We start from the raw sequence: 19421 nt of genomic DNA, 5'->3' as shown, positions 1-19421 counted from the left end.
TCCCGAGCTTAACCCGTTCTATACCCTGCCCATGGGAAACACCCTCGATTGCAGTTGGGGGAAATTTCCCGGCATGTCGCTGGACCTCGAAGACCAAGCCATTTCGCAAAGCGCCCCGCGCCCGGCATTGCTGTCCGGCGCGATCAGCGTTTCCGCGATCCTGCTGTTCGTGGGCACGGGCAGCGCAGTCCTGTCCAAGACGCTGCAATATTATTTCGAGGGCGGCGCGCCCGCGGATCGCACGTTGGTGATCGCGCTGCTGCTCAACGTCGCGCTGATCCTGTTCGGCTGGCGCCGCCACTCCGCGCTCAGCCAGGAAGTGCAGATCCGCGCTGCAGCCGAGGAGCGCGCCCAGCAGCTCGCCAGCCGCGACCCGCTGACCGGCTTCTACAACCGCCGCAGCCTTGCCGAGGAAGGCGCTGCGATGTTCGTCCGGGCCCAGCGCCGCCGCAAGGCGATGGCGATGGTCATGCTCGACCTCGATCACTTCAAGACGATCAACGACATGCACGGCCATGCCGTGGGCGATGCGCTGCTACGCGCGGTCGCCGCCGAGATCGCACATGTCATGCCGCCGATCGCCGTCACCGCGCGGCTTGGCGGCGACGAGTTCGCCTGCGGCTTCCTGTTCGATCCCGCCGAGCCCGCCGTAGTGGAACGGATCGCCGAGCGACTCGTCAGCCGCATGGCACAGCCCTTCGAGGCCGAAGGCCTGCGCCTCCACATCAGCTGCTCGCTCGGCATCGCCCGCTCGGACTTCGATTGCGCGAGCATCGACGCACTGACGCGCTCCGCCGACATCGCGATGTATGCGGCCAAGAAATCGGGCCGCAATCGCTATGCCTGGTTCGATCATTCGATGGAGCGCGAGCTCCAGATCCGCAACGAGCTGGAAAATGGCCTGCGCACCGCGATCCCGCGCGGCGAGATCGTCCCCTATTTCGAGCAGCAGATCGACCTCAGCACCAACCGCCTGCACGGCTTCGAAGTGCTGGCGCGCTGGGAGCACCCGCAACGCGGACTGATCTCGCCGGAACTGTTCATCCCGATCGCGGAAGAGACCGGCATGATCGCCGATCTCTCGCTGTCGATCATGCGCCAGGCCTTCCTCGCCGCGCGTGACTGGGATCCCTCGCTTACCTTGTCGATCAACATATCGCCCTGGCAGCTGCGCGATGCATGGCTGGCACAGAAGATCATCAAGGTGCTGGCCGAGACCGGCTTCCCGGCGAGCCGGCTCGAGGTGGAGATCACCGAGAGCTCGCTGTTCGACAACCTCGCGCTCGCCCAGTCGATCGTCGGCAGCCTCAAGAACCAGGGCGCCAAGCTGGCGCTCGACGATTTCGGCACCGGCTATTCGTCGCTGGCGCATTTGCGCGCGCTGCCGTTCGACCGGATCAAGATCGACCGGAGCTTCATCATGTCGCTCAACACCAGCGCCGACTCGGCTGCGATCGTCAACGCGATCATCAGCCTGGGTGCGAGCCTGAACCTGCCGATCACCGCCGAGGGCGTGGAAGACGCCGCGATCGAAGAGCGGCTGCGCGCGGCGGGGTGCGCCAAGGCGCAGGGCTGGCTGTACAGCAAGCCGCTGTCGGTGAGCGGTGTCCGGCGGCTGCTGGCCGAGCGCCGGCTGATCCTGCCGGGTGCGGGGGCAAGGGTTGCGACGCCCCCTTCCGAAGCTTCGTCCGACGACCAGCGGATGGCGGGCTGAGCTTTCTTCCTTAGTCATGCTGAACTTGCTTCAGCACCCAACTCTCCACCAGCAACACGGCCTGAGGAGTTTGGCCCCTGAAACAAGTTCAGGGTGACGGCGGGATCGAGGCTGGGCGGCGCAAGATCACCAACCCGCCCCTTCCTGGCTGAGGAACGCCAGTTCCTCTGGCGTCGATGCCCGTCCGAGCACGGCATTCCGGCTCGGGAAGCGCCCGAACCGCGCGATCACCTCGGCATGCTTCACCGCGAAATCGAACACGTACGCGTCGCCCAGCGTGGTGAACTTCTCCACGCTCAGCTTCTGCATCAGCGAGTCTTCGGCATGCTCCAGCGGCAAATACAGGAACTGGCGATGCTCGCCATTCATCGCCAGGTCCCAGCCCTTGGTGATCGCCGTCAATGCCAGTTCCAGCGCGAGCGGATCGGCGGCATAGGCTTGGGCAGAGTCGCGGTGGATGTTGCGGCTGAACTGGTCGAGCAGGATGATCGCGGCGAGCAAGGCCTGGGGATCGTCGCGCCAGCCCTGGGCATCCGATCCGAGCACGAGATCGCGAAGCGCGCCGAAGCGCTCCTCGATCTGCGCATCCACCCTGGCCGATTTGGCGAAATGCTGTTCGGGCGTGAGCGCGAACCAGAAGCCCAGCACTTCGCGGGCCTTCGCGTGGACATCGAGAGTAGCTGCGCCTAGATCACCGACCAAATGTCATCCCCTCACGTCATCAGCTTGGGCTGCCGGCTCAACCTCGCTGAAAGCGAAACGATCCGTGCGCTGCTGTCCGAGCGTGACACGGTCGTGATCAACAGCTGCGCCGTGACCAATGAAGCGGTCAAGCAGACTCGCCAGGCGATCCGCCGCGCACGCCGCGAGCGGCCCGAGGCGGAGCTGGTGGTGACGGGATGCGCGGCGCAGATCGATCCGGCTGCTTTCGCTGCGATGCCCGAGGTGGACCGGGTAATCGGCAATGCGGAAAAGCTACGTGCCGATGCCTGGTTCTCGAACGCCCCGGTGATCGTCCAAGACATCATGGCCGTGCGGGAAACCGCGCCGCACCTGGCCGCCAGCTTCTCGACCCACGCCCGCGCATTCGTCGAGGTCCAGAATGGCTGCGACCATCGCTGCACCTTCTGCGCCATCCCCTTTGGCCGCGGGAACAGCCGCTCGGTCCCCGCCGGTGCCGTGATCGAGCGCGTCGCCCAGCTTGCCGAGAGCCATGCTGAGGTCGTGCTGACTGGTGTCGACCTGACCAGCTATGGCCCCGACCTGCCCGGCAGCCCGAGCCTGGGCCAGCTGGTCGAGCGTATCCTGGCGCACGTCCCCAAGCTCCGGCGCCTCCGGCTTTCCTCGCTCGACGGGATCGAAGTCGACGACCGGTTGTTTGCCCTGCTCACCGGGGAGCCCCGCCTGATGCCGCACGTCCATCTCTCGCTCCAGGCGGGGGACGACATGATCCTGAAGCGCATGAAGCGCCGGCACAGCCGCGCCCAGTCGGTGGCGCTGGTCGAGCGACTGCGCGCCGCACGTCCGGACATCGCGATCGGCGCCGACCTGATCGCCGGCTTCCCGACCGAGAACGAGGCGATGTTCGAGAACACGCTGGCGCTGATCGAGGAATGCGGCATCGTCCACGCCCATATCTTCCCCTACAGCCCCCGTGCCGGAACGCCCGCGGCGAAGATGCCGCAGGTCGAGCCCGAGATCGTGAAAGCCCGCGCTGCCCGCCTGCGCGACGTAGCCGCCCGCACCAGGGGCACGTGGCTGCAAAGCCTGGTAGGCAGCACCCAGCAAGTGCTGGTAGAGCGCCCCGGCGAGCGGGGCCATGCCGGCAATTTCGCTGAGGTCCGCCTCGCCCCCCATGAAGTCGGAGAGATTGTGAGCGTTGAGATCGTGGACGTCCAAGACGGGAAGCTGATCGCATGAGCGGCCCCAGCTGGCACGAGAAGCTGCTCGGCGGCTTCCGCAAGACGTCCGACCGGCTGATCGGCAACCTTGCCGGCCTGGGACTGGCCCGGCTCGACGATGCGACGCTCGACGAGATCGAGGAGGCACTGATCGCCTCCGACCTCGGCCCTGCCACCGCCGCGCGCATTCGCAAGCGGCTCGAGGAAGGCCAGTATGAGCGCAACATGGAAGAGCTGGGCATTCGCCTGGTGGTGGCCGAGGAAGTCGCCAAGGTGCTCGCCCCCGTCGCCAGGAAACTCGAGATCGAGGCGTTCCCGCGCCCCCAGGTGATCCTGGTCATCGGCGTCAACGGATCGGGCAAGACCACGACGATCGCCAAGCTGGCGAACCTGCTGATGGAGCAGGATTATTCGGTGATGCTCGCCGCCGGCGACACGTTCCGTGCCGCCGCGATTGGCCAGCTACGCACCTGGGCCGAGCGGATCGGCGTGCCGATCATCTCGGGCGCCGAGGGCGGCGATGCCGCGGGCATCGTGTTCGAGGCAGTGAAGAAAGCGACCGAGATCGGCACCGACGTGCTGATCGTCGACACCGCCGGGCGCCTGCAGAACAAGCGCGAGCTGATGGACGAGTTAGCCAAGATCCGCCGCGTGCTCGGCCGGATCAACCCGGCGAGCCCGCACGACGTTGTGCTCGTGCTCGACGCGACCACCGGCCAGAACGCGCTCAACCAGATCGAAGTGTTCAAGGAAGTCGCCGGGGTCACTGGCCTCGTCATGACCAAGCTCGACGGCACTGCGCGCGGCGGCGTGCTGGTCGCGGCGGCGGAGAAATACGGCCTGCCGATCCATGCGATCGGCGTGGGCGAAAAGGTCGATGACCTGCGCCCATTCAACGCCGAGGAAGTCGCACGGATCATCGCGGGTGTGGAGGAGCTTACCAATGGCTGAGAAGAAGGCCGCCTCGCCCGGCGTGCGCATGTTGATCGATTACGGGCCGCTCGCGGTGTTCTTCCTGGTCAACAGCTTTGCCCATGGGCCCGTGCTGGCGCGCGTCTTCGCCGCCACGATCGCGTTCATGGTCGCGATGACCGGCGCGATCGCGCTCAGCTGGTGGAAGACCCGCCATGTGTCGCCGATGCTGTGGATCACCGCCGCCTTCGTACTGCTGTTCGGCGGGCTGACGCTGTATTTCCACGACCAGACCTTCATCCAGATCAAGCCGACGATCATCTATGCGATGTTCGCGATCGTGCTCGGCTATGGTCTGGTCGCCGACAAGCCGTTGCTCCAGACGTTGCTCGAACAGGCCTATCCGGGGCTTTCGGCCAAGGGCTGGCGGCTGCTGACGATCAACTGGGCGGCGTTCTTCGCCGTCGCCGCGGTCGCCAATGAAGGGGTGCGGCATTTCGTCAACTGGGATCAATGGGTGCTGTTCAAGACCTGGGTGATGATCCCGGTCACCCTGGTCTTCGCGATGCTCAACATCCCGATGCTGCTCAAGCACGGCCTGCAGCTGGAGAAGCCCGAGGACGCGCCGGTTCCGCCGCAGGAGTGAGTTATTTGCGCGTGCCGCTGCGCTTGGCGATCACGTCGCTGCGCAGCGCCTCGCGCCGGGTATAGAGTTCGGCCTCTTCCGAAGGCGTGAGGCCGCCGGTGGCATAGCGCTCCTCCAGCGTATCGATCTGGAAAGCCTCGCGCTTGAGCTGTTTCGCCTCGCGCCGGGTGAGCTGCCCGCTGTTTCGACCGGCGCGGATATCACTGCGGATCTTCGCGGTCTCGGCGGCGCTCCGGTCATGCGTCAACGACCCGCCCGAAGGTCCATGCATCGACGGTCCGGGCCAGAATTGCGCTGAGGCCGGCGCGGCGGCGAACAGCAGGGTTGCAAGGATCAGATAGCGGCGCATCACGTCTTTCCCCAAAGAAGTGTGGGTGGCAGGCTCGCTCCGGGCAGTTTAACGCGGACTGAACGCCATCAATCCCGTCACCCTAAACTTGTTTCAGGGTCCAACTATCCTCGGGCGATCCTTCGCGGCGCCTTGGGTGCTGAAACAAGTTCGGCATGACGAAACCACAAAAAAGGGGCGCCCGCTACCGGACGCCCCTTTCCTAAATCGCCGTCGGAAGATCAGCTGTCCTGATCCGCGCGGCTGACGCCGGCGCCGTCGAGGTTCTGCGACACGAAGTCCCAGTTGATGATGTTCGCGGTGATCGTCTCGAGATACTTCGGACGCAGGTTGCGATAATCGATGTAATAGGCGTGCTCCCACACGTCGATCGTCAGCAGCGGCTTCATGCCCTCATAGACCACCGGCGTGTCGGCATCGTGCAGCGAGGTCACCTTGAGCGCGTCGCCGTCGAGCACCAGCCAGCCCCAGCCGTTCGAGAAGTGCGCGGTCGATTCGGCCACCAGCTTCTTCACCAGCTCGTCGGTCGAGCCGAACTGCGACGTGATCAGCTCGGCGAGCTTGCCGCTCGGCGCGGTCTTCTCGCCGGTCAGGCCCTGCCAGAAGAAGCTGTGGTTCCAGATCTGCGCGGAGTTGTTGAACAGGCCCTTGTCGCCCGTCTCCTTGGCATGCGCGATCACTTCGCTGAGCTTGCGGCCCTCCAGGCCCTTCTCGGCGATGAAGCCATTGGTCTTGTCGACATAGGCCTTGTGATGCTTGCCATGATGAAACTCGAGCGTCTCGGCCGACATGTGCGGCGCCAGCGCGTCCTTGTCGAAGGGAAGCGGGGGAAGTTCGAAGGCCATGCGGTCTCTCCAGGTAAGCCAAGGTTCACCCGGGCAACGAACCGCCGGGCGATGCGGTCCCTCCCCTAGCGCGCAAAAAACACTGCTGTCGCGGAAAAATCGTTGCGTCGCGCAAATGAAAATTCCGATCTCGGGCGAGTGGCAGAATTACTATTGCGAACGCTACGCATTAGCCTGAAGTCGCGAGGCTTTTCAGCCGCCGGCCTGGAGCAATTCATGCCGCTTCAACGCATGTCGAAGCTGGTCATAGGTAAGCCCCAGCGCCTCGGCCGTGGCGCGCTGGTTGAAGCGGTGGTCGGCAAGCGAACGCTGGAGCAATTCCTTCTCGAAGCGCGCCACCCGGGTCTTGAAGTCGGTCGTACCCGCGAGTGAGGCGGGCTGTTCTTCCAATGCAGTCGATGCGGGCGCCGCGGCAGGCGCCGGCGCGCTCGAAGCGCTCCCCTGCATCGTGCGGATGCGATAGGGCGACTGGAAGGGATCGATCTCGATCGCGTCGATCGGCCCGTTCTGCTCCCAGCGATAGACCGCGCGCTCGACCACGTTACGCAGCTCGCGGACATTGCCGGGCCAGTCATAATGGACGAGGATGTCGAGCGCGTTCGGCCCCCAGCCCGGCCAGTCGGCCCAGCCGATCTCGCTGGCCATGCGCCTGCCGTAGAATTCGGCGAGCACCTCAACATCGCCGCCTCGGTGGCGCAGCGGCGGCAACGTCACCACTTCGAAGCTCAGCCGGTCGAGCAGATCGGCGCGGAACGTCCCCTTCTCCACGCGCTCCGGCAGATGCTCGTTGGTCGCCGCGACGATGCGGCAATCGACTTGGACTGGCCGCGACGAGCCGATCCGGGTGATTTCGCCATATTCGACCGCACGCAACAGCCGCTCCTGCGCACCCATGGAAAGCGTGCCGAGCTCGTCGAGGAACAAGGTGCCGCGATGCGCCTCCTCGAAGCGGCCGATCCGCGCCTTGGTCGCACCGGTGAAGGCGCCTGCCTCGTGCCCGAACAATTCGGCTTCGATCAGCGTCTCGGGCAACGCAGCACAGTTCATCGTGACCAGGGGCTGGTCCCAGCGCGGGCTCAGGCGGTGGAGACGCTCGGCAACCAGCTCCTTGCCGGTGCCGCGTTCACCGATCACCAGCACCGGGCGATCGAGCGCGGCCGCCCGGCTGGCGAGCTCCAGCGCTTCAAGGAATGCCGTGGACTGGCCGATGACCTGGGTGATACGCTCCATGCCAAATCCTTGGTGTATTTTCCCAATACTTGGCAAGTTAAATCCGCTACCTGAATGCCAAATGAACGGCAAGAACGGCAGATTTCTGCGGTTTTCATAAATTGGCACGCCCCCTGCAACGCATTGAGCAAGCCCGCAGATGGGCCAGAAAAAACCAAGGTTCAGGGACAAGACAATGAACGCCAACGCCAACAACGCCGCCTACTACCGCAACGCCTTCTTCGCAGTGGCCTTCTCGGTTGCTGCAGGGCTGGTCTTCATGGCCGGCGCGGTTGGTCCGGCGATCGCATAACGGGTCCCCCCGCTCGCACCCCGCGCGAGCGGACACCCACCGGGAGGGGTCACCCCCTAGACCTCTCCCGGTCGGGAAACAAAAAACGAAGGAGTAATGACGACATGGGTATCTTCTCGCGAACCCGGGACATCATCGCCGCCAACGTCACCGATCTGCTCGACAAGGCGGAAGACCCGGCGAAGATGGTCCGCATGATCATCCTCGAGATGGAGGAGACGCTGGTCGAAGTCCGCGCTTCCGCGGCCCGCACCATCGCCGACCAGAAGGAGATGCGTCGTCACATCGCCAAGCTCGACAAGCTCCAGGAGAGCTGGACCGAGAAGGCGGAGCTGGCGCTCTCGAAGGGCCGCGAGGATCTGGCCAAGGCCGCCCTCACCGAGAAGCAGAAGGCCGCCGACATGTGCGACCAGCTTTCCGAAGAGATCGCTGTGCTCGACGAGGCCCTCAAGGCTTCGGAAGAGGACATCAACAAGCTCCAGACCAAGCTGCGCGAGGCCCGCGCCCGCCAGAACTCGATCGTCACGCGACTGGAAAGCGCCAACAACCGGGTGCGCCTGCGCGAGATGACCAATGGCAGCCGCATGCAGGACGCCTTCTCGCGCTTCGACGTGCTGGAGCGCCGGGTCGACATGGCCGAGGGCCGCGCCGATGCCGCCGGTCTGGGTGGCGCACCGAAGTCGCTCGACGAGGAAATCGCCGAACTCCGCTCGTCGGAGAAGGTCGATGCCGAGCTCGAGGCTCTGAAGGCCCGCTTGGCAAAGGGAGCCTAAGCGATGGAGGACGTCTTTCTTCCGATCATGATCGTGGGGATGCTCTTCATCGGGCTCCCCTGGGTGATCATGCACTACATCACCAAGTGGAAGCAGTCGGCGACGATCACGGGTGAGGATGAGAAGCTGCTCGACGAGCTGCACTACACCGCCCGCCAGCTCGAAGAGCGCCTGATCACGATCGAGCGCATCCTCGCCGCCGACAACCCCGACTTCCGGCCCCTCCGCGACCAGCGTCCAGAGGAGAGCCCCTACGATATCACGAGGAGGAATTGATCATGTCGAGCCGCACCAAATTCTACCTCGACAAGGCCAATGGCAAGTGGCTGGGCGTATGCTCGGGGCTTGCGGACTATACCGGCATCGACGTCATCTGGCTTCGCCTCGGCTTCGTGCTGCTGTCCTTCGGGATCTTCCCGATCAACGTGGTCGGCTATGTGCTGATCGCCTGGATGGCACCGACCAAGCCCTACGGCCTCTACCAGGGCCCCGAAGAGGCGAAGTTCTGGCAGGGCGTCCGCTCCAACCCGAGCCGCACGACCGCCGAGGTCCGCTCCAAGTTCCGCGACATCGACCGTCGTATGGCCGACATCGAGATGTACTACACGGCACGCAACACGCGCCTCGCCGACGAGATCGACAGCCTGCGCTGAGCGCAGGCCGTCAAAAGGGGAAGAGACATGGATCCGACGCCATATTTCATCATGGGGATGCTCACCGGGATCGCGGGCACCCTGGCCATCCAGTTCTTCGCGAACCGCAAGGTGAAGCGCGCACTGGCCCAGATCGCGCAAGCCGCACCGCCTGCGGAAGCGCTGGAGGAAAACCGCCAGCAGCGCCGCGAAACGCTCGAAATGCATCGCCGCCTCGCCGTGCTGGAAAAGATCATCACCGATCAGCCGCACCGGCTCGAAGCAGAGATCGACAGCCTGCGCTGAGCGCCAGGCAGTCAAGGAGGAAGACATGAGGGAGTTCGGTTGGCTGGTTCCGGTTCTGATCGTCGCCGCAGTGATGGCGTCCAGAGCCTTCCAGACCTGGGTCCGCGCCAAGCACGGCTATCCGGTCGAGGACGAGAATTGCAGCGGCCGCAGCTATCGGGGCCAGCGACGGGGCGAGAGCCTCGAGATCGATCGCAAGATCGCGCTTCTCTCCACGGAGAATGAGCGGCTGACCGGGCAGATCTCGCGGCTCGAAGAGCGGATCGCAGTGCTCGAACGGATCGCCACCGATCCCGCAGAGCGCGTGGCCCGCGAAATCGATAGCCTGCGCTGAGAAAATAAAAGGAACAGGGGAAAATGGACAAGGTTCAGCTCTTCACCAACTTCGCACCGATGATCGCGATCATCGGCGTGGCCGGGGTCGCCGGCTGGGTGGTCACCACCTGGATGCGGATCAAGCACGGCTACCCGCTGGACGGAAGCTGGGGCCAGGCGGTCTATCCGCGAAAGAACGAAGAGGCGATGGAGCGGATCAAGCTCCTGAGCCAGGAAAACGCCCAGCTCCGTGCCGAGCTCGGCGCGATCAAGGACCGACTCGCCAATGTCGAGCGGATCGTGACCGACAGCTCGCACATGCTCGACCGTGAGATCGAGCAGCTGCGCGGCCCGCGTAACTGAGGAGTTCAGACGGTGATCAACCCGCTCATCATTCCCATCCTGGGCATCTCGTGCGGCCTGCTGGCCATACTGGGCGGGGTGTTCATCAAGCCCTGGCTCGCGCTGCAGCAGCGCAAGATGGAGCTCGAAGCCCAGATGGTCGCCGAAAAGGCCGCCCAATACGCCGCCCAGACCGAGAGGCTGGAGCAGCGGGTGCGGGTCCTGGAGCGGATCGTCACCGACAAGGGTGTCGACCTCGCCAACGAGATTGAAAGCCTGCGGGACGACAGCCCGCTGAATTGAAGATCCACCGCGGCGCCAAGGCGCGCCGCCAGTAAAGAGCCCGCAGCGCCCAGCGCTGCAAGCAAGAGGAAGTCCAACATGATCGCCGCCATAATGATGGTCGCAGTGCTGACGGCACTGTGCGGGGGAGCTATTGTGCTCGCCGAAAAGCGTGATCGTCCCGTCCGCCGCGCCGAGCGGCAGGCCCGGATCGCGCAACAGAACTAACCTCGCCAAGCGTGTTTGAAGGAGCAGTGGAATGAACCCGTTCGAGATGGTTGTCGCGATTATCGTGATCGTCACGATCGGCAGCGTGCTCAAGGCGCGCTACGGGATCCACAAGGACAGGGACGGCAACGAAGTCTATCGCGGCGACACCGCCGACAAGACCTCTGCCGTCGAGAATGCCCGCCTCAAGGACGAGATCCGCGCTCTCAAGGAGCGCGTCCAGGTCCTCGAGCGCGTGGTTACCGACACCGAAGGCAGCGTCCGTCTCGACCGCGAGATCGAGTCGCTGCGCGACAAAAACTGACGTCAGACCAGGGAGGCATGACGTGACCCAAGATCCGACACTGTACCTCACCCTCGCCGTCTCCGGCCTAGCCGGGATCGGCATGATCACCACCGCCGGGCTCTCGGGCTGGCGCGGCTGGCTGGCCCTGAAGCGCCAGGAGCTGAATACGCTCCACGCCCCGGATGCAGCCCCGATCGGCGCGCCCACCGCAGGCTCGCGGATCGAGATCGCCGATCTCAAGGAGCGCATCCGCAAGCTCGAAGCGATCGCGGCCGGGGTGGACCTCTGAGGCCCACCCGGCTAGCGGCGAGGACATGACCAACCTCGCCGATCTGCAGGACGAATATGCGTTCCTCGAAGCCGATGACCGCTATCGCCTGTTGATCGATCTGGGCCGCGGCCTCGAACAAATGCCCGAGGCCCTAAAGACCGATGCGACGCTGGTTCGCGGCTGCTCGGCGGCAGTGTGGGTCTACCCCACCCGCCTGGACGATGGCCGGCTCCATTTCCTCGCCGATTCCAACGCGGCGATCACCAAGGGCATCATCGCGCTGGTGCTGCTCACGGTGCAGGACAGGACTCCGGCCGAGATACTGGCAACCGATATCGAAGGCGCGCTGGCACCGTTCGACTTGAAGAACCAGCTGAGTTCGAACCGGACCCAGGGCATCCCGAACATGATCGCGCTGGTTCGGGCAACTGCGGAGCGGTACGCCTAAGGCAAAGCACCTTCTCACTCCTTTCCCTGGAAGGGAAGGGAACAAGTAGGGCTAGTCCCGCCCCAGCCCCAGCTCTTCCGCCACCCGGTCCAGATCCGCGCCCTTCGGCACCAGCAACCACTCCTTCGGTCCGCCGGCATCGATCACCGTCACTGCGCCGCGCGGGCAGACGCCCAGGCATTTCACTTCGACGATCCCCGCCTCGCCCTTTCGGCCCTTCTTAAGTCCGAGATGCTTGCGCAACGCCTTGGCGAGCGATTGCCTGCCCTTGGGCCCGAAGCCGCCGTCCAGCTTCTTCGAGCATTTCGCGCAGACGAGAACGGCATGTTCCCAGTTCGAATGGACGCGAAGTTTGCTCAATCGCCCTTCCAGGTACGCCGCTCCTCCGCGGCCTTGAGCACGTCGTACGCCGCCTGGATCGCCTGGAAACGCTTGGCCGCTTCGGCGTCGTTCGGCTTCACATCGGGATGGCTGGCCTTGGCGAGCCGGCGCCAGGCGAGGCGTACCGCTTCGAAATCGGCATCGACCTCAAGCTCGAGCACTTCCAGTGCCTTCATCTCGTCGCGCGAGCGGCTGCCGTCGCCCGGCCCTGCCCAGCCATTATATTTGGCCTCGGTGAAGCCTGAAGCGTCGCGCCGCTCGTTTGCCTCGCGCTCGGCCGCTTCCTCGGCAGTGAGGCCGGCGAAATAGTCCCAGTTGCGGTTATACTCGCCGGCGTGCGTCTCGCAGAAATACCAGCGCTCGGGGCTGTTGGGCGATTTGGGCGCGGGCCGGTCGCCGGGCTGATCGCAGCCATGACGGTCGCACATGCGGACCTGCACGGCCTCGCGCTCGGCGCCATATGCGCGCCAGCGCGGAAAACCCCAGTCGGTCGAGCGTGTCGATCTTGCCATCCCGCCCAGATAGACACTCGGCCCGCAGGCGCAAGCGTGCGCTCGCCTCACGCTGTCCCGTAAAAATGCCAGAGGGTCTATAAGCCGGGTTCTGTCCTCGCCTTTCGGCGATGTGCGACCATTCCTCTAGGCGACGGATTGCTCCGCCGCTCCAGCAACCAACCCGGGCGACAGGCCGGAACCAGGCCTATACGCCGCCCCTATTCGGTCTTGCTCCCGGTGGGGTTTACCATGCCGCTTCCGTTACCGGTCGCGCGGTGCGCTCTTGCCGCACCCTTTCACCCTTGCCCTTAGTCTCGAAAGACCAGTGGGCGGTCTGCTCTCTGTGGCACTTTCCCTGGGGTCGCCCCCGCCGGGCATTACCCGGCACCGTGTTTCCGTGGAGCCCGGACTTTCCTCGCGTGCTTGCGCACCCGCGGCCGCCCAACCCTCTGGCGGGGACCGCTCTAGCGGCTATCCGCAGGACTTCAAGCGTCGGGCTGCGCCTGGCTCACCGCCTCGGCGGCCTGAGCCGCCTCGCCGCGCGACACCGCAGTGCCATAGGCCTCGACCACGATACTCCACTGGGTGGTGAGCGGTCCCGCCGCCAGCGCGGCCCGCCGATAGTCGGAGGAGACGGCGACGACATCGTCCGCCCCCTTCAGTCGCGCCGCCTGGCGCAACTGGGCGACTGCCTCGGTCACCTTGGGCGAGTTGATCGACTGATGGCCGTCCGCATCGCCGTGGACCACGCCGGCCAGCCGTACGCGCACGGGGCCAATCGTGGTCATCGCCGGTCTGATTCCGCTATTGATCAAGGTACAAGCCTCCCGGCCTCCTATAAGATCATCCTTTACTTGCAGATATCTCGACGGAGCTGGTGCAAGGCGCGTAAACCCTATTCGTCCCCCTGGGGCTTGGGCAGCAGCAGCGCGAGCAGGAGGCAGCGGCATTCCATGTCGATCTCGCCGTCGATCATCTCCGGGCGGAAGCGGCGCTGGAAGGCGGTGACCGCAGCCCGCTCGTCGGTCACGTCATAGCCGAAGCGCTCCAGGGCCATGATGAAGCCGGCATCGGGCCAGCCGGGATCGACCAGGCTCTTGGTCGGCCGTGGCAGCGCCAGTCGCAGCCGTGCGAGCGCGTGCCAGTTGAACAGTTCGCCCGGATCCTGCTTGCGCGCCGGCGCCACGTCCGAATGGCCGACGACATTGCCGCGGGTGATGCCGTAGCGCTCCTTGATCTCTGCCACGAGCGGGATCAGCGTACCCATCTGCTCCGCCGGGAACGGGCGATAGCCATGGTCATGGCCGGGATTGACGATCTCGATGCCCACCGAGGCCGAATTGATGTCCTTGATGCCGCGCCAATGCGCGCGGCCGGCATGCCAGGCGCGCTTGGCCTCGGGCACCAGCCGGTGGATCGCGCCGTCCTCGTCGACAAGATAGTGCGCGGAGACCTTGGCCTCCGGGTCGCGCAGCCGCGCGAGCGCCGCCTCGGCGCTTTCCATGCCGGTGTAATGGAGCACGATCATCGTCACCGGCAGCGCGCGCTCGTCGAAATTTGGCGACGGCGCGTCGATAAAGGTCAGGCCGTTATGCATCGCGCCGGAAGCTAGCCGGTTCGGCGGCGGGATCAACCCGCCGCGCGCATCCCGGGTACATCGACTCCGCGATAGAAGCCGCGATAGGTCTCGCACGGCGTGAAATGATCGGTCTGGCCGATCACCGTCTCGCCCGCGCCCAACGCCAGCAAGCCGCCCGGCCGCATTGCGGAGGCCAGCGTGTCGAACACCTGGCGGCGTACCGCAGGCGAGAAATAAAGCATCACGTTACGGCACAGGATGATGTCGAAGGCACCCGGCGGTGCCGCATCCTGGGTGAGATTGTGCTGGCGGAACTGGAGCTTGCGGACCAGTTCGGGCTTGGCGACCCAATCGGCGCCGACCGTGTCGAACCAGGTCATCATCCGCCGCACCGGCAACCCGCGCTGGATCTCGAACTGCGAGAAGCGGCCGCTACGGGCACGCGCCAACGCCGCCGGCGAGACGTCGGTCGCCACGATCTCGGGGTCGGGCATGCCACGTTCCGAGAACAGCATCGCCAGGCTCAGCGGCTCCTGCCCCGTCGAACAGCCCGACGACCAGATGCGCAGGCGGCGGTGACCCGCTTGGGCCTGCATCGCCTGGGCGGCGTCCGCGATCATGTCGAGCACCGCCGCGTCGCGGAAGAAGCTCGTCTCCTGATTGAGAAGCGCATCGACTACCAAGTCCGCCAACTCCCCTGTCCGCGCCGTGATGAGCTTGGCAACAAGCTCGTCCAGGCTCGCCAGACCCTTCTCGCGAAGGATCGGTTTCAACGCCGTTTCGATCCGCCAGGTGCGGTTCGCCGCGATCTGCTGGCCCGCGCGCTGCTCCAGTAGCGCGGCGAGCATGTTCATTGCCCCTTGCGAGGCGATCGGCGTGGTGGCGGGCGGGATCACGCCGCGCCTCCCCGGCGGGCGATCAGCCGCCCGATCTCGTCCGGCGGCATCACTGCGCTGGCACGGCCGGCATTGGCCACCGCACCGGGCATGCCCCACACCACCGAGCTGTCCCGGTCCTGTGCCAGCACGCGCCCGCCGCAATCGATAAGGTACTTGGCGCCTTCGCAGCCGTCGCGGCCCATGCCGCTGAGCACGACGCCGAGCGCACGATTGCCGAACACTTCGGCGACGCTCTCGAACATCGGATCGACCGAGGGCATGCAGCCGCTCAGGGACTTTTCGTGGGTCAGCCGGATCGCCGCGCCGTCGGACATGCGGACGACGCGCATATGGGCATCGCCGGGCGCCACGATGATCCGGCCGGGCCGTATGCGCATGCGATCGGTCGCGACTTCGCAGGGCCGCCCGCCGAGCACGGCGAGCTGGGTGGCGAAATAGGTCATGAAGCTGGACGGCAGATGCTGGGTCACCAGGATCGGCACCTGGAAGCTCGCCGGGATCGCGCGGAGCAGCTGGCTCAGCGCGTGGATGCCCCCGGTCGATGCGCCGATCGCGACCAGGTCGAAATCGTCGGGCGCCGCGACGGGGCCGTGATGATGATGGACTTCGCTATGGCCATGCGCCTCGATCAGGCGCGAGAGCCGCTCCTCGAGCACTTCGGCGAAACGGCCGCCGAACGCGCCGATGCCGGGCTTCACCAGCGTATCCGCGGCACCCAGCGCCAATGCCTGCACGCTCACCGCAGCGCCCTGTTCGGCCGCCGAGGAGACGATCAGCACCTTGGCTCCCCGCCCTGCCGCGATCATGTCAGGCAGCGCGGTGAGGCCGTCGATCCCGGGCATTTCGATGTCGAGCAGGATGATGTCTACCGAATGGTTCTTGAGATAGTCGAGCGCCGCGCGGACGTCGCTATAGGCAGCGGCAACGCGGAATCGCCGCGTGCCTTCCACCATGCGCCCCAGCACCGACCGTGCGACGACCGAATCGTCGACGATCAGCACCTGCGCCAGCCCGGCGGTGGTGCCGCCGAACCCGGTGTCCGCAAGATGTGCGTGCGCCACGTGTGGCTCCTTGAGTGCGCCGCTTACGCGACGCCGACGATCTGCAGCTTGCTCTCGAGCGTTTCGCGGTCGAACGGCTTCATGACATATTCGTCCGCACCCGCCTCGATGGCAGCGCGAATATAGGCCATGCCGTTCTCGGTGGTGCAGAACACTACCTTCGGGCGCGTCGGCAGCCCCGAATCCTTGAGCGCGCGCAGGAAGTCCATGCCGCTCATCACGGGCATGTTCCAGTCCAGCAGGATAACATCCGGCGGGGTCTGCAGGCAGGAGTCGAGCGCTTCACGGCCGTCACCGGCCTCGCGCACTTCGAAGTCGAGAGTCTCCAGGATGTGCCGGGCAACCTTCCGGATCACCTTGGAATCATCGACGACCAGACAAGTCTTCATTTTCCCCTGTTCCCCGCTTTCAGGTGTCTAGGTAGGAGTGGACAGTGCACGAAAGGCGTAAGCGCCACGTTAATCTCGGACTAAATCAATTCACGATGGCGTGGCCGGGAACCAGGCTGGCAAGATCGATCGCCAGGATCGGCTCGCCGTCCCGCTCCACGATCCCGCGCCCCGCACCGCGCCAGGCCGGATCGAGCGCCACGCCGCTGGCGAGCGGCAGAAGCTCGAACGGCGCGACATCATCCAGCGCATCGACGAGCATCGCATAATGATGTCCCTCGACATGGGTGATCACCGCGCGGCGGGCAGTGCTGCCGCCTGCCATGCCGAGTGCCGACTGGGTGTCGACCACCGTCACCACGCGGCTGCGCAGCGCGGCAAGGCCGCGGACATGTACCGAGGCGCAAGGCACCGCGGTCACTTCACCGATATCGACCACCGATTCCACTTGCTCGGAATCGATCGCAACGGCGCGCCCGGCAATCTGGGCAATGAGATAGAGATGCGACATCAGCGGCCTGCCTTGCCGGAGGAAACCCGGGCTTCGAGCGCGGAAAGAAGTCCGGCCCTGTCATATCTATAGACGCTATCGTCGCCCGACCCGCCCGATGCGCGCTTTCTGCGCAGGCGCACGACCGGAGCCGCCTCGCCGCCGGTGGGCGTGTCCTCGGACGAAAGCACCACCGCCGGGGCCTCGCCCACGGCAAGCTTCAGCGCGACGCGGTAGCCCGAAGCTTCGAGCAGCGGCTTCACGAACGAGGCCATCCACCCGTCGCTGTCGCCCGCGATCAGGCAAAGCGGCGACGTGTCTTCCACTTCGCGCTCGGCATGCTCGTTGAAGATCCACAGCATGTCGACGAGCTCGATCTGCTCGCCATCGACCAGCACGACGCCCGCGATCGGCCCCGGCTCGCGCGCCGGCGCGATTGCTTCGGGCAGCACGACGATGTCGAGCGCCTCCTGGATCGCATAGCTCACTTCGTTGGTGCCGTCCTTCAGGCGCAGCACGTTGATCCGCTCCAACCCCTCCAGGTCGCCATGCGCGGCGAGCGGCAGGATGCGGTCGTCGATCGTCACGCGGAAGCGGCCGGCGGCGAAGCGGACATTAGTTGCATCGACCTGCTCGACCCGGTCGACCGCCGCCAGCGGCACCGCGCGGCGCACGCCGTCGAGGTCGCGGAACAGCAGGGCCGGCAGGCCCGGGGCCTCTGTGACTTCCTCTTCCTCTTCGAAGATCTGCTCGCCGCGGCTGAAATCGAGCCCGGCGACCTTGGCCATGCCGGCGCAATCGAGCAGCAGCATCGGAAGACCCGAATCAGGCAGCGTCTGGCCGGCATAAAGGCCGGTGGACATGACGGCGGGCGAAGCCGGCTTGATCACCAGCTCCTCATTGTCGAGCACCGTCTCGACGGCGAGTGCGTAGCTGCCCTCGCTCACGCTGACGATGGCCAGCATCTGCGCGCCTTCGTCGCGCGAGGCGTCGGGCGGCAGGCCGAGCATGTCGGAAAGATGGATAAGCGGCATGCGGCGCTCGCGCACCGAAGCCACCGGCGAGCCGCCGATCACATCGACGCGGATCGCCTCGCCGCGTTCGGTCACGATCTCCTCGATAGACTGGCGCGGGATCGCGAAGCGCTGGCCGCCCACGCCCACCACGATCGTCGAGATGATCGAGAGCGTCAGCGGCACATGGATGGCGATACGCAGGCCCTTGCCGGGCGTGCTGTCGAGTTCGACCCGGCCGCCGATCTGCTCGATCGAGGCGCGGACGATGTCCATGCCCACACCGCGTCCGGAAATCTCGCTCACCGAGTCCTTGGACGAAAGCCCCGCCTCGAAGACCAGGTCGAGCTTGGCGCGGTTCGAAAGCTTGCGCAGCTGGCTCTCGTCGCGGCCACTCGCCACGGCCTTCTGGATCAGCCGCTCGGTGTCGATGCCGCGGCCGTCATCGACGATCTCGATGATGATCTGGTTGCCCGACTGGCGCGCCGAGACCGACAGGCGGCCATTCTCGCGTTTGCCGCTCGCGCGGCGCTCGCCCGGCGCTTCGATGCCATGGTCGATGGAATTGCGGATGATGTGGACCAGCGGGTCGCGCATCACTTCGATCATCTCGCGGTCGAGCTCGACGTCCGAGCCCTCGACCTGAAGCATCACCGACTTGCCCAGCCCCGCCGCGGTGTCGCGCACCATGCGCGGCAACGCGGAGAACAGCGCGTCGATCTTCTGCATGCGGGTGCGCGTCACCGTGTCGCGCATCTCGCCCACGGTGAGCGACAGGCGCTCGAGCGCGGCCTCGATCGCGGGATCGACTTCCCCCTGGCGCAGGCGCCGGGACAGCTCGTTGCGCGCCAGCACCATGTCCGACATGCCGGACATCATCCGGTCGAGCAGCTCGACGTTCAGGCGGACGCTGCGGGCCGGCGCACGCGGCGCGGCGGGGCCGGCCTGTGCGATTTCCTCGGCGCCTTCGGCAAGGGCGGCGATCAGCAGCTCGTCGCCGGTATCGCTCAGGCCCGTGCCCGATTCGATCGCCTCGACCAGTTCGCCGATCCGGTCGACCACCGCCAGCACGGCATTGACCAGCGCGCGGTCCGGCGAACGTTCGCCTTCGCGCACCTGGGCCAGCACGTCCTCGGCCGCATGGCTGAGCCGGCCGAGCCGCGGCAGATCGAGGAAGCCGCAGCTTCCCTTCACCGTGTGCACGAAGCGGAAGATCGCATCGAGCCGGGCGCGATCCTCGGGATGCGCCTCCCACGCGACGATTTCGCCCGAAAGCGCTTCGAGCGTCTCTCGCGTCTCGGCGATGAATTCCTGTAGCAGGTCGTCCATGGGGCCCCGGATAA

The 19421-nt window shown here is 65.7% G+C and carries 28 protein-coding genes and 1 other RNA gene; 15 read left to right on the top strand and 14 right to left on the bottom strand.

The window, feature by feature from the left end; genetic code table 11:
* Positions 1-73: 73 nt before the first annotated feature.
* On the top strand, positions 74-1714 hold the full coding sequence (locus tag AC1RPL_RS20645) for a putative bifunctional diguanylate cyclase/phosphodiesterase (protein ID WP_493072099.1): 1641 nt from the start codon (positions 74-76) through the stop codon (positions 1712-1714).
* A gap of 126 nt (positions 1715-1840) precedes the next feature.
* Here the strand turns inward: AC1RPL_RS20645 and AC1RPL_RS20640 are convergent, their stop codons facing one another.
* Positions 1841-2416, bottom strand: a complete 576-nt coding sequence (locus AC1RPL_RS20640) for a DUF924 family protein (protein WP_493072098.1) — start codon at positions 2414-2416, stop codon at positions 1841-1843.
* On the opposite strand from AC1RPL_RS20640, the gene mtaB reads away from it, so the two are divergent.
* The 3 genes from mtaB to AC1RPL_RS20625 are packed head-to-tail and all read left to right on the top strand — an operon-like array spanning position 2417 to position 5173.
* Entirely contained in the window at positions 2417-3634 is a 1218-nt protein-coding gene (gene mtaB, locus AC1RPL_RS20635) for a tRNA (N(6)-L-threonylcarbamoyladenosine(37)-C(2))-methylthiotransferase MtaB (RefSeq protein WP_493072096.1), read from the top strand. It abuts the gene before it with no gap.
* A complete protein-coding gene (gene ftsY, locus AC1RPL_RS20630) occupies positions 3631-4566 on the top strand; it encodes a signal recognition particle-docking protein FtsY (protein WP_493072094.1) in 936 nt (311 codons plus the stop codon). Before mtaB ends, ftsY begins: the two co-directional genes overlap by 4 nt.
* Positions 4559-5173 carry an inner membrane-spanning protein YciB gene (locus AC1RPL_RS20625; RefSeq protein WP_493072092.1) on the top strand — a complete coding sequence of 205 codons (615 nt, stop codon included), beginning with the start codon at positions 4559-4561 and terminating at the stop codon, positions 5171-5173. Before ftsY ends, AC1RPL_RS20625 begins: the two co-directional genes overlap by 8 nt.
* Position 5174: 1 nt before the next feature.
* Here AC1RPL_RS20625 and AC1RPL_RS20620 read toward each other — a convergent pair whose 3' ends face one another.
* From AC1RPL_RS20620 to pspF, 3 genes are all read right to left on the bottom strand, one after another.
* A complete protein-coding gene (locus tag AC1RPL_RS20620) occupies positions 5175-5522 on the bottom strand; it encodes a hypothetical protein (RefSeq protein ID WP_493072091.1) in 348 nt (115 codons plus the stop codon).
* A gap of 221 nt (positions 5523-5743) precedes the next feature.
* Complete coding sequence (locus AC1RPL_RS20615) at positions 5744-6367, bottom strand: superoxide dismutase (RefSeq protein ID WP_493072090.1); 624 nt, start codon at positions 6365-6367, stop codon at positions 5744-5746.
* A 192-nt stretch (positions 6368-6559) separates the two neighbouring features.
* Positions 6560-7597: a phage shock protein operon transcriptional activator gene (pspF, locus tag AC1RPL_RS20610; protein WP_493072088.1), complete on the bottom strand. Its 1038-nt coding sequence runs from the start codon at positions 7595-7597 to the stop codon at positions 6560-6562.
* Between the two features lie 396 nt (positions 7598-7993).
* Here pspF and pspA point away from each other — a divergent pair, with 396 nt between their 5' ends.
* The 11 genes from pspA (at position 7994) to AC1RPL_RS20555 (ending at position 11772) form a co-directional block, all read left to right on the top strand.
* Entirely contained in the window at positions 7994-8662 is a 669-nt protein-coding gene (gene pspA, locus AC1RPL_RS20605; RefSeq protein WP_493072086.1) for a phage shock protein PspA, read from the top strand.
* A 3-nt stretch (positions 8663-8665) separates the two neighbouring features.
* The gene (pspB, locus tag AC1RPL_RS20600; protein ID WP_493072085.1) at positions 8666-8938 is read left to right on the top strand and encodes an envelope stress response membrane protein PspB; all 273 of its coding nucleotides are present in this window, start codon (positions 8666-8668) and stop codon (positions 8936-8938) included.
* On the top strand, positions 8938-9315 hold the full coding sequence (gene pspC / locus AC1RPL_RS20595; RefSeq protein WP_493072419.1) for an envelope stress response membrane protein PspC: 378 nt from the start codon (positions 8938-8940) through the stop codon (positions 9313-9315). The genes pspB and pspC overlap by 1 nt, the downstream gene beginning before the upstream one ends.
* Before the next feature lie 51 nt (positions 9316-9366).
* Complete coding sequence (locus AC1RPL_RS20590; protein WP_493072083.1) at positions 9367-9600, top strand: hypothetical protein; 234 nt, start codon at positions 9367-9369, stop codon at positions 9598-9600.
* A 25-nt stretch (positions 9601-9625) separates the two neighbouring features.
* Positions 9626-9934: a hypothetical protein gene (locus AC1RPL_RS20585; protein ID WP_493072081.1), complete on the top strand. Its 309-nt coding sequence runs from the start codon at positions 9626-9628 to the stop codon at positions 9932-9934.
* Positions 9935-9957: 23 nt separating this feature from the next.
* Positions 9958-10278, top strand: coding sequence for a hypothetical protein (locus tag AC1RPL_RS20580; protein ID WP_493072079.1), 321 nt, complete (start codon positions 9958-9960; stop codon positions 10276-10278).
* Between the two features lie 12 nt (positions 10279-10290).
* Positions 10291-10560, top strand: a complete 270-nt coding sequence (locus AC1RPL_RS20575) for a hypothetical protein (protein ID WP_493072078.1) — start codon at positions 10291-10293, stop codon at positions 10558-10560.
* Positions 10561-10638: 78 nt separating this feature from the next.
* Positions 10639-10767 (top strand): hypothetical protein, encoded by a 129-nt coding sequence (locus tag AC1RPL_RS20570; RefSeq protein ID WP_493072076.1) that lies wholly within the window; start codon positions 10639-10641, stop codon positions 10765-10767.
* Positions 10768-10798: 31 nt separating this feature from the next.
* Positions 10799-11071, top strand: a complete 273-nt coding sequence (locus tag AC1RPL_RS20565; protein WP_493072075.1) for a hypothetical protein — start codon at positions 10799-10801, stop codon at positions 11069-11071.
* Positions 11072-11153: 82 nt separating this feature from the next.
* Positions 11154-11342 carry a hypothetical protein gene (locus AC1RPL_RS20560; RefSeq protein ID WP_493072417.1) on the top strand — a complete coding sequence of 63 codons (189 nt, stop codon included), beginning with the start codon at positions 11154-11156 and terminating at the stop codon, positions 11340-11342.
* 25 nt (positions 11343-11367) lie between these two features.
* Positions 11368-11772, top strand: a complete 405-nt coding sequence (locus AC1RPL_RS20555) for a SufE family protein (RefSeq protein ID WP_493072073.1) — start codon at positions 11368-11370, stop codon at positions 11770-11772.
* 51 nt (positions 11773-11823) lie between these two features.
* Here the strand turns inward: AC1RPL_RS20555 and AC1RPL_RS20550 are convergent, their stop codons facing one another.
* The 10 genes from AC1RPL_RS20550 to AC1RPL_RS20505 form a co-directional block, all read right to left on the bottom strand.
* On the bottom strand, positions 11824-12132 hold the full coding sequence (locus tag AC1RPL_RS20550) for a (2Fe-2S) ferredoxin domain-containing protein (RefSeq protein WP_493072071.1): 309 nt from the start codon (positions 12130-12132) through the stop codon (positions 11824-11826).
* On the bottom strand, positions 12129-12665 hold the full coding sequence (locus AC1RPL_RS20545; RefSeq protein WP_493072070.1) for a J domain-containing protein: 537 nt from the start codon (positions 12663-12665) through the stop codon (positions 12129-12131). The genes AC1RPL_RS20550 and AC1RPL_RS20545 overlap by 4 nt, the downstream gene beginning before the upstream one ends.
* A gap of 64 nt (positions 12666-12729) precedes the next feature.
* An RNA gene (gene rnpB / locus AC1RPL_RS20540) (RNase P RNA component class A) lies at positions 12730-13100 on the bottom strand.
* Between the two features lie 32 nt (positions 13101-13132).
* Entirely contained in the window at positions 13133-13435 is a 303-nt protein-coding gene (locus AC1RPL_RS20535; protein WP_493072069.1) for a heavy metal-binding domain-containing protein, read from the bottom strand.
* A gap of 107 nt (positions 13436-13542) precedes the next feature.
* Positions 13543-14244, bottom strand: coding sequence for an N-acetylmuramoyl-L-alanine amidase (locus AC1RPL_RS20530; RefSeq protein WP_493072068.1), 702 nt, complete (start codon positions 14242-14244; stop codon positions 13543-13545).
* A gap of 32 nt (positions 14245-14276) precedes the next feature.
* Entirely contained in the window at positions 14277-15080 is an 804-nt protein-coding gene (locus AC1RPL_RS20525; RefSeq protein ID WP_493072415.1) for a CheR family methyltransferase, read from the bottom strand.
* Between the two features lie 38 nt (positions 15081-15118).
* A complete protein-coding gene (locus AC1RPL_RS20520) occupies positions 15119-16078 on the bottom strand; it encodes a chemotaxis protein CheB (protein WP_493072413.1) in 960 nt (319 codons plus the stop codon).
* A 131-nt stretch (positions 16079-16209) separates the two neighbouring features.
* On the bottom strand, positions 16210-16575 hold the full coding sequence (locus AC1RPL_RS20515) for a response regulator (RefSeq protein ID WP_180140099.1): 366 nt from the start codon (positions 16573-16575) through the stop codon (positions 16210-16212).
* A gap of 85 nt (positions 16576-16660) precedes the next feature.
* Complete coding sequence (locus AC1RPL_RS20510; protein WP_493072067.1) at positions 16661-17086, bottom strand: chemotaxis protein CheW; 426 nt, start codon at positions 17084-17086, stop codon at positions 16661-16663.
* Positions 17086-19407 carry a chemotaxis protein CheA gene (locus AC1RPL_RS20505; RefSeq protein ID WP_493072066.1) on the bottom strand — a complete coding sequence of 774 codons (2322 nt, stop codon included), beginning with the start codon at positions 19405-19407 and terminating at the stop codon, positions 17086-17088. Before AC1RPL_RS20505 ends, AC1RPL_RS20510 begins: the two co-directional genes overlap by 1 nt.
* Positions 19408-19421 lie beyond the last annotated feature (14 nt).

It is taken from the genome of Sphingomonas sp. GW821-FHT12D09, from assembly GCF_058807215.1.
This window is presented reverse-complemented; position numbering and strand designations above follow the sequence as displayed.

Coding starts and splice junctions, on each gene's coding strand:
- AC1RPL_RS20645 (WP_493072099.1), top strand. CDS start 74: ATGTCGCTGGACCTCGAAGACCAAGCCATTTCGCAAAGCGCCCCGCGC.
- mtaB (WP_493072096.1), top strand. CDS start 2,417: ATGTCATCCCCTCACGTCATCAGCTTGGGCTGCCGGCTCAACCTCGCT.
- ftsY (WP_493072094.1), top strand. CDS start 3,631: ATGAGCGGCCCCAGCTGGCACGAGAAGCTGCTCGGCGGCTTCCGCAAG.
- AC1RPL_RS20625 (WP_493072092.1), top strand. CDS start 4,559: ATGGCTGAGAAGAAGGCCGCCTCGCCCGGCGTGCGCATGTTGATCGAT.
- AC1RPL_RS20620 (WP_493072091.1), bottom strand. CDS start 5,522: ATGCGCCGCTATCTGATCCTTGCAACCCTGCTGTTCGCCGCCGCGCCG.
- AC1RPL_RS20615 (WP_493072090.1), bottom strand. CDS start 6,367: ATGGCCTTCGAACTTCCCCCGCTTCCCTTCGACAAGGACGCGCTGGCG.
- pspF (WP_493072088.1), bottom strand. CDS start 7,597: ATGGAGCGTATCACCCAGGTCATCGGCCAGTCCACGGCATTCCTTGAA.
- pspA (WP_493072086.1), top strand. CDS start 7,994: ATGGGTATCTTCTCGCGAACCCGGGACATCATCGCCGCCAACGTCACC.
- pspB (WP_493072085.1), top strand. CDS start 8,666: ATGGAGGACGTCTTTCTTCCGATCATGATCGTGGGGATGCTCTTCATC.
- AC1RPL_RS20590 (WP_493072083.1), top strand. CDS start 9,367: ATGGGGATGCTCACCGGGATCGCGGGCACCCTGGCCATCCAGTTCTTC.
- AC1RPL_RS20585 (WP_493072081.1), top strand. CDS start 9,626: ATGAGGGAGTTCGGTTGGCTGGTTCCGGTTCTGATCGTCGCCGCAGTG.
- AC1RPL_RS20580 (WP_493072079.1), top strand. CDS start 9,958: ATGGACAAGGTTCAGCTCTTCACCAACTTCGCACCGATGATCGCGATC.
- AC1RPL_RS20570 (WP_493072076.1), top strand. CDS start 10,639: ATGATCGCCGCCATAATGATGGTCGCAGTGCTGACGGCACTGTGCGGG.
- AC1RPL_RS20565 (WP_493072075.1), top strand. CDS start 10,799: ATGAACCCGTTCGAGATGGTTGTCGCGATTATCGTGATCGTCACGATC.
- AC1RPL_RS20560 (WP_493072417.1), top strand. CDS start 11,154: ATGATCACCACCGCCGGGCTCTCGGGCTGGCGCGGCTGGCTGGCCCTG.
- AC1RPL_RS20555 (WP_493072073.1), top strand. CDS start 11,368: ATGACCAACCTCGCCGATCTGCAGGACGAATATGCGTTCCTCGAAGCC.
- AC1RPL_RS20545 (WP_493072070.1), bottom strand. CDS start 12,665: ATGGCAAGATCGACACGCTCGACCGACTGGGGTTTTCCGCGCTGGCGC.
- AC1RPL_RS20535 (WP_493072069.1), bottom strand. CDS start 13,435: ATGACCACGATTGGCCCCGTGCGCGTACGGCTGGCCGGCGTGGTCCAC.
- AC1RPL_RS20530 (WP_493072068.1), bottom strand. CDS start 14,244: ATGCATAACGGCCTGACCTTTATCGACGCGCCGTCGCCAAATTTCGAC.
- AC1RPL_RS20525 (WP_493072415.1), bottom strand. CDS start 15,080: ATGAACATGCTCGCCGCGCTACTGGAGCAGCGCGCGGGCCAGCAGATC.
- AC1RPL_RS20520 (WP_493072413.1), bottom strand. CDS start 16,078: ATGGTGGAAGGCACGCGGCGATTCCGCGTTGCCGCTGCCTATAGCGAC.
- AC1RPL_RS20515 (WP_180140099.1), bottom strand. CDS start 16,575: ATGAAGACTTGTCTGGTCGTCGATGATTCCAAGGTGATCCGGAAGGTT.
- AC1RPL_RS20510 (WP_493072067.1), bottom strand. CDS start 17,086: ATGTCGCATCTCTATCTCATTGCCCAGATTGCCGGGCGCGCCGTTGCG.
- AC1RPL_RS20505 (WP_493072066.1), bottom strand. CDS start 19,407: ATGGACGACCTGCTACAGGAATTCATCGCCGAGACGCGAGAGACGCTC.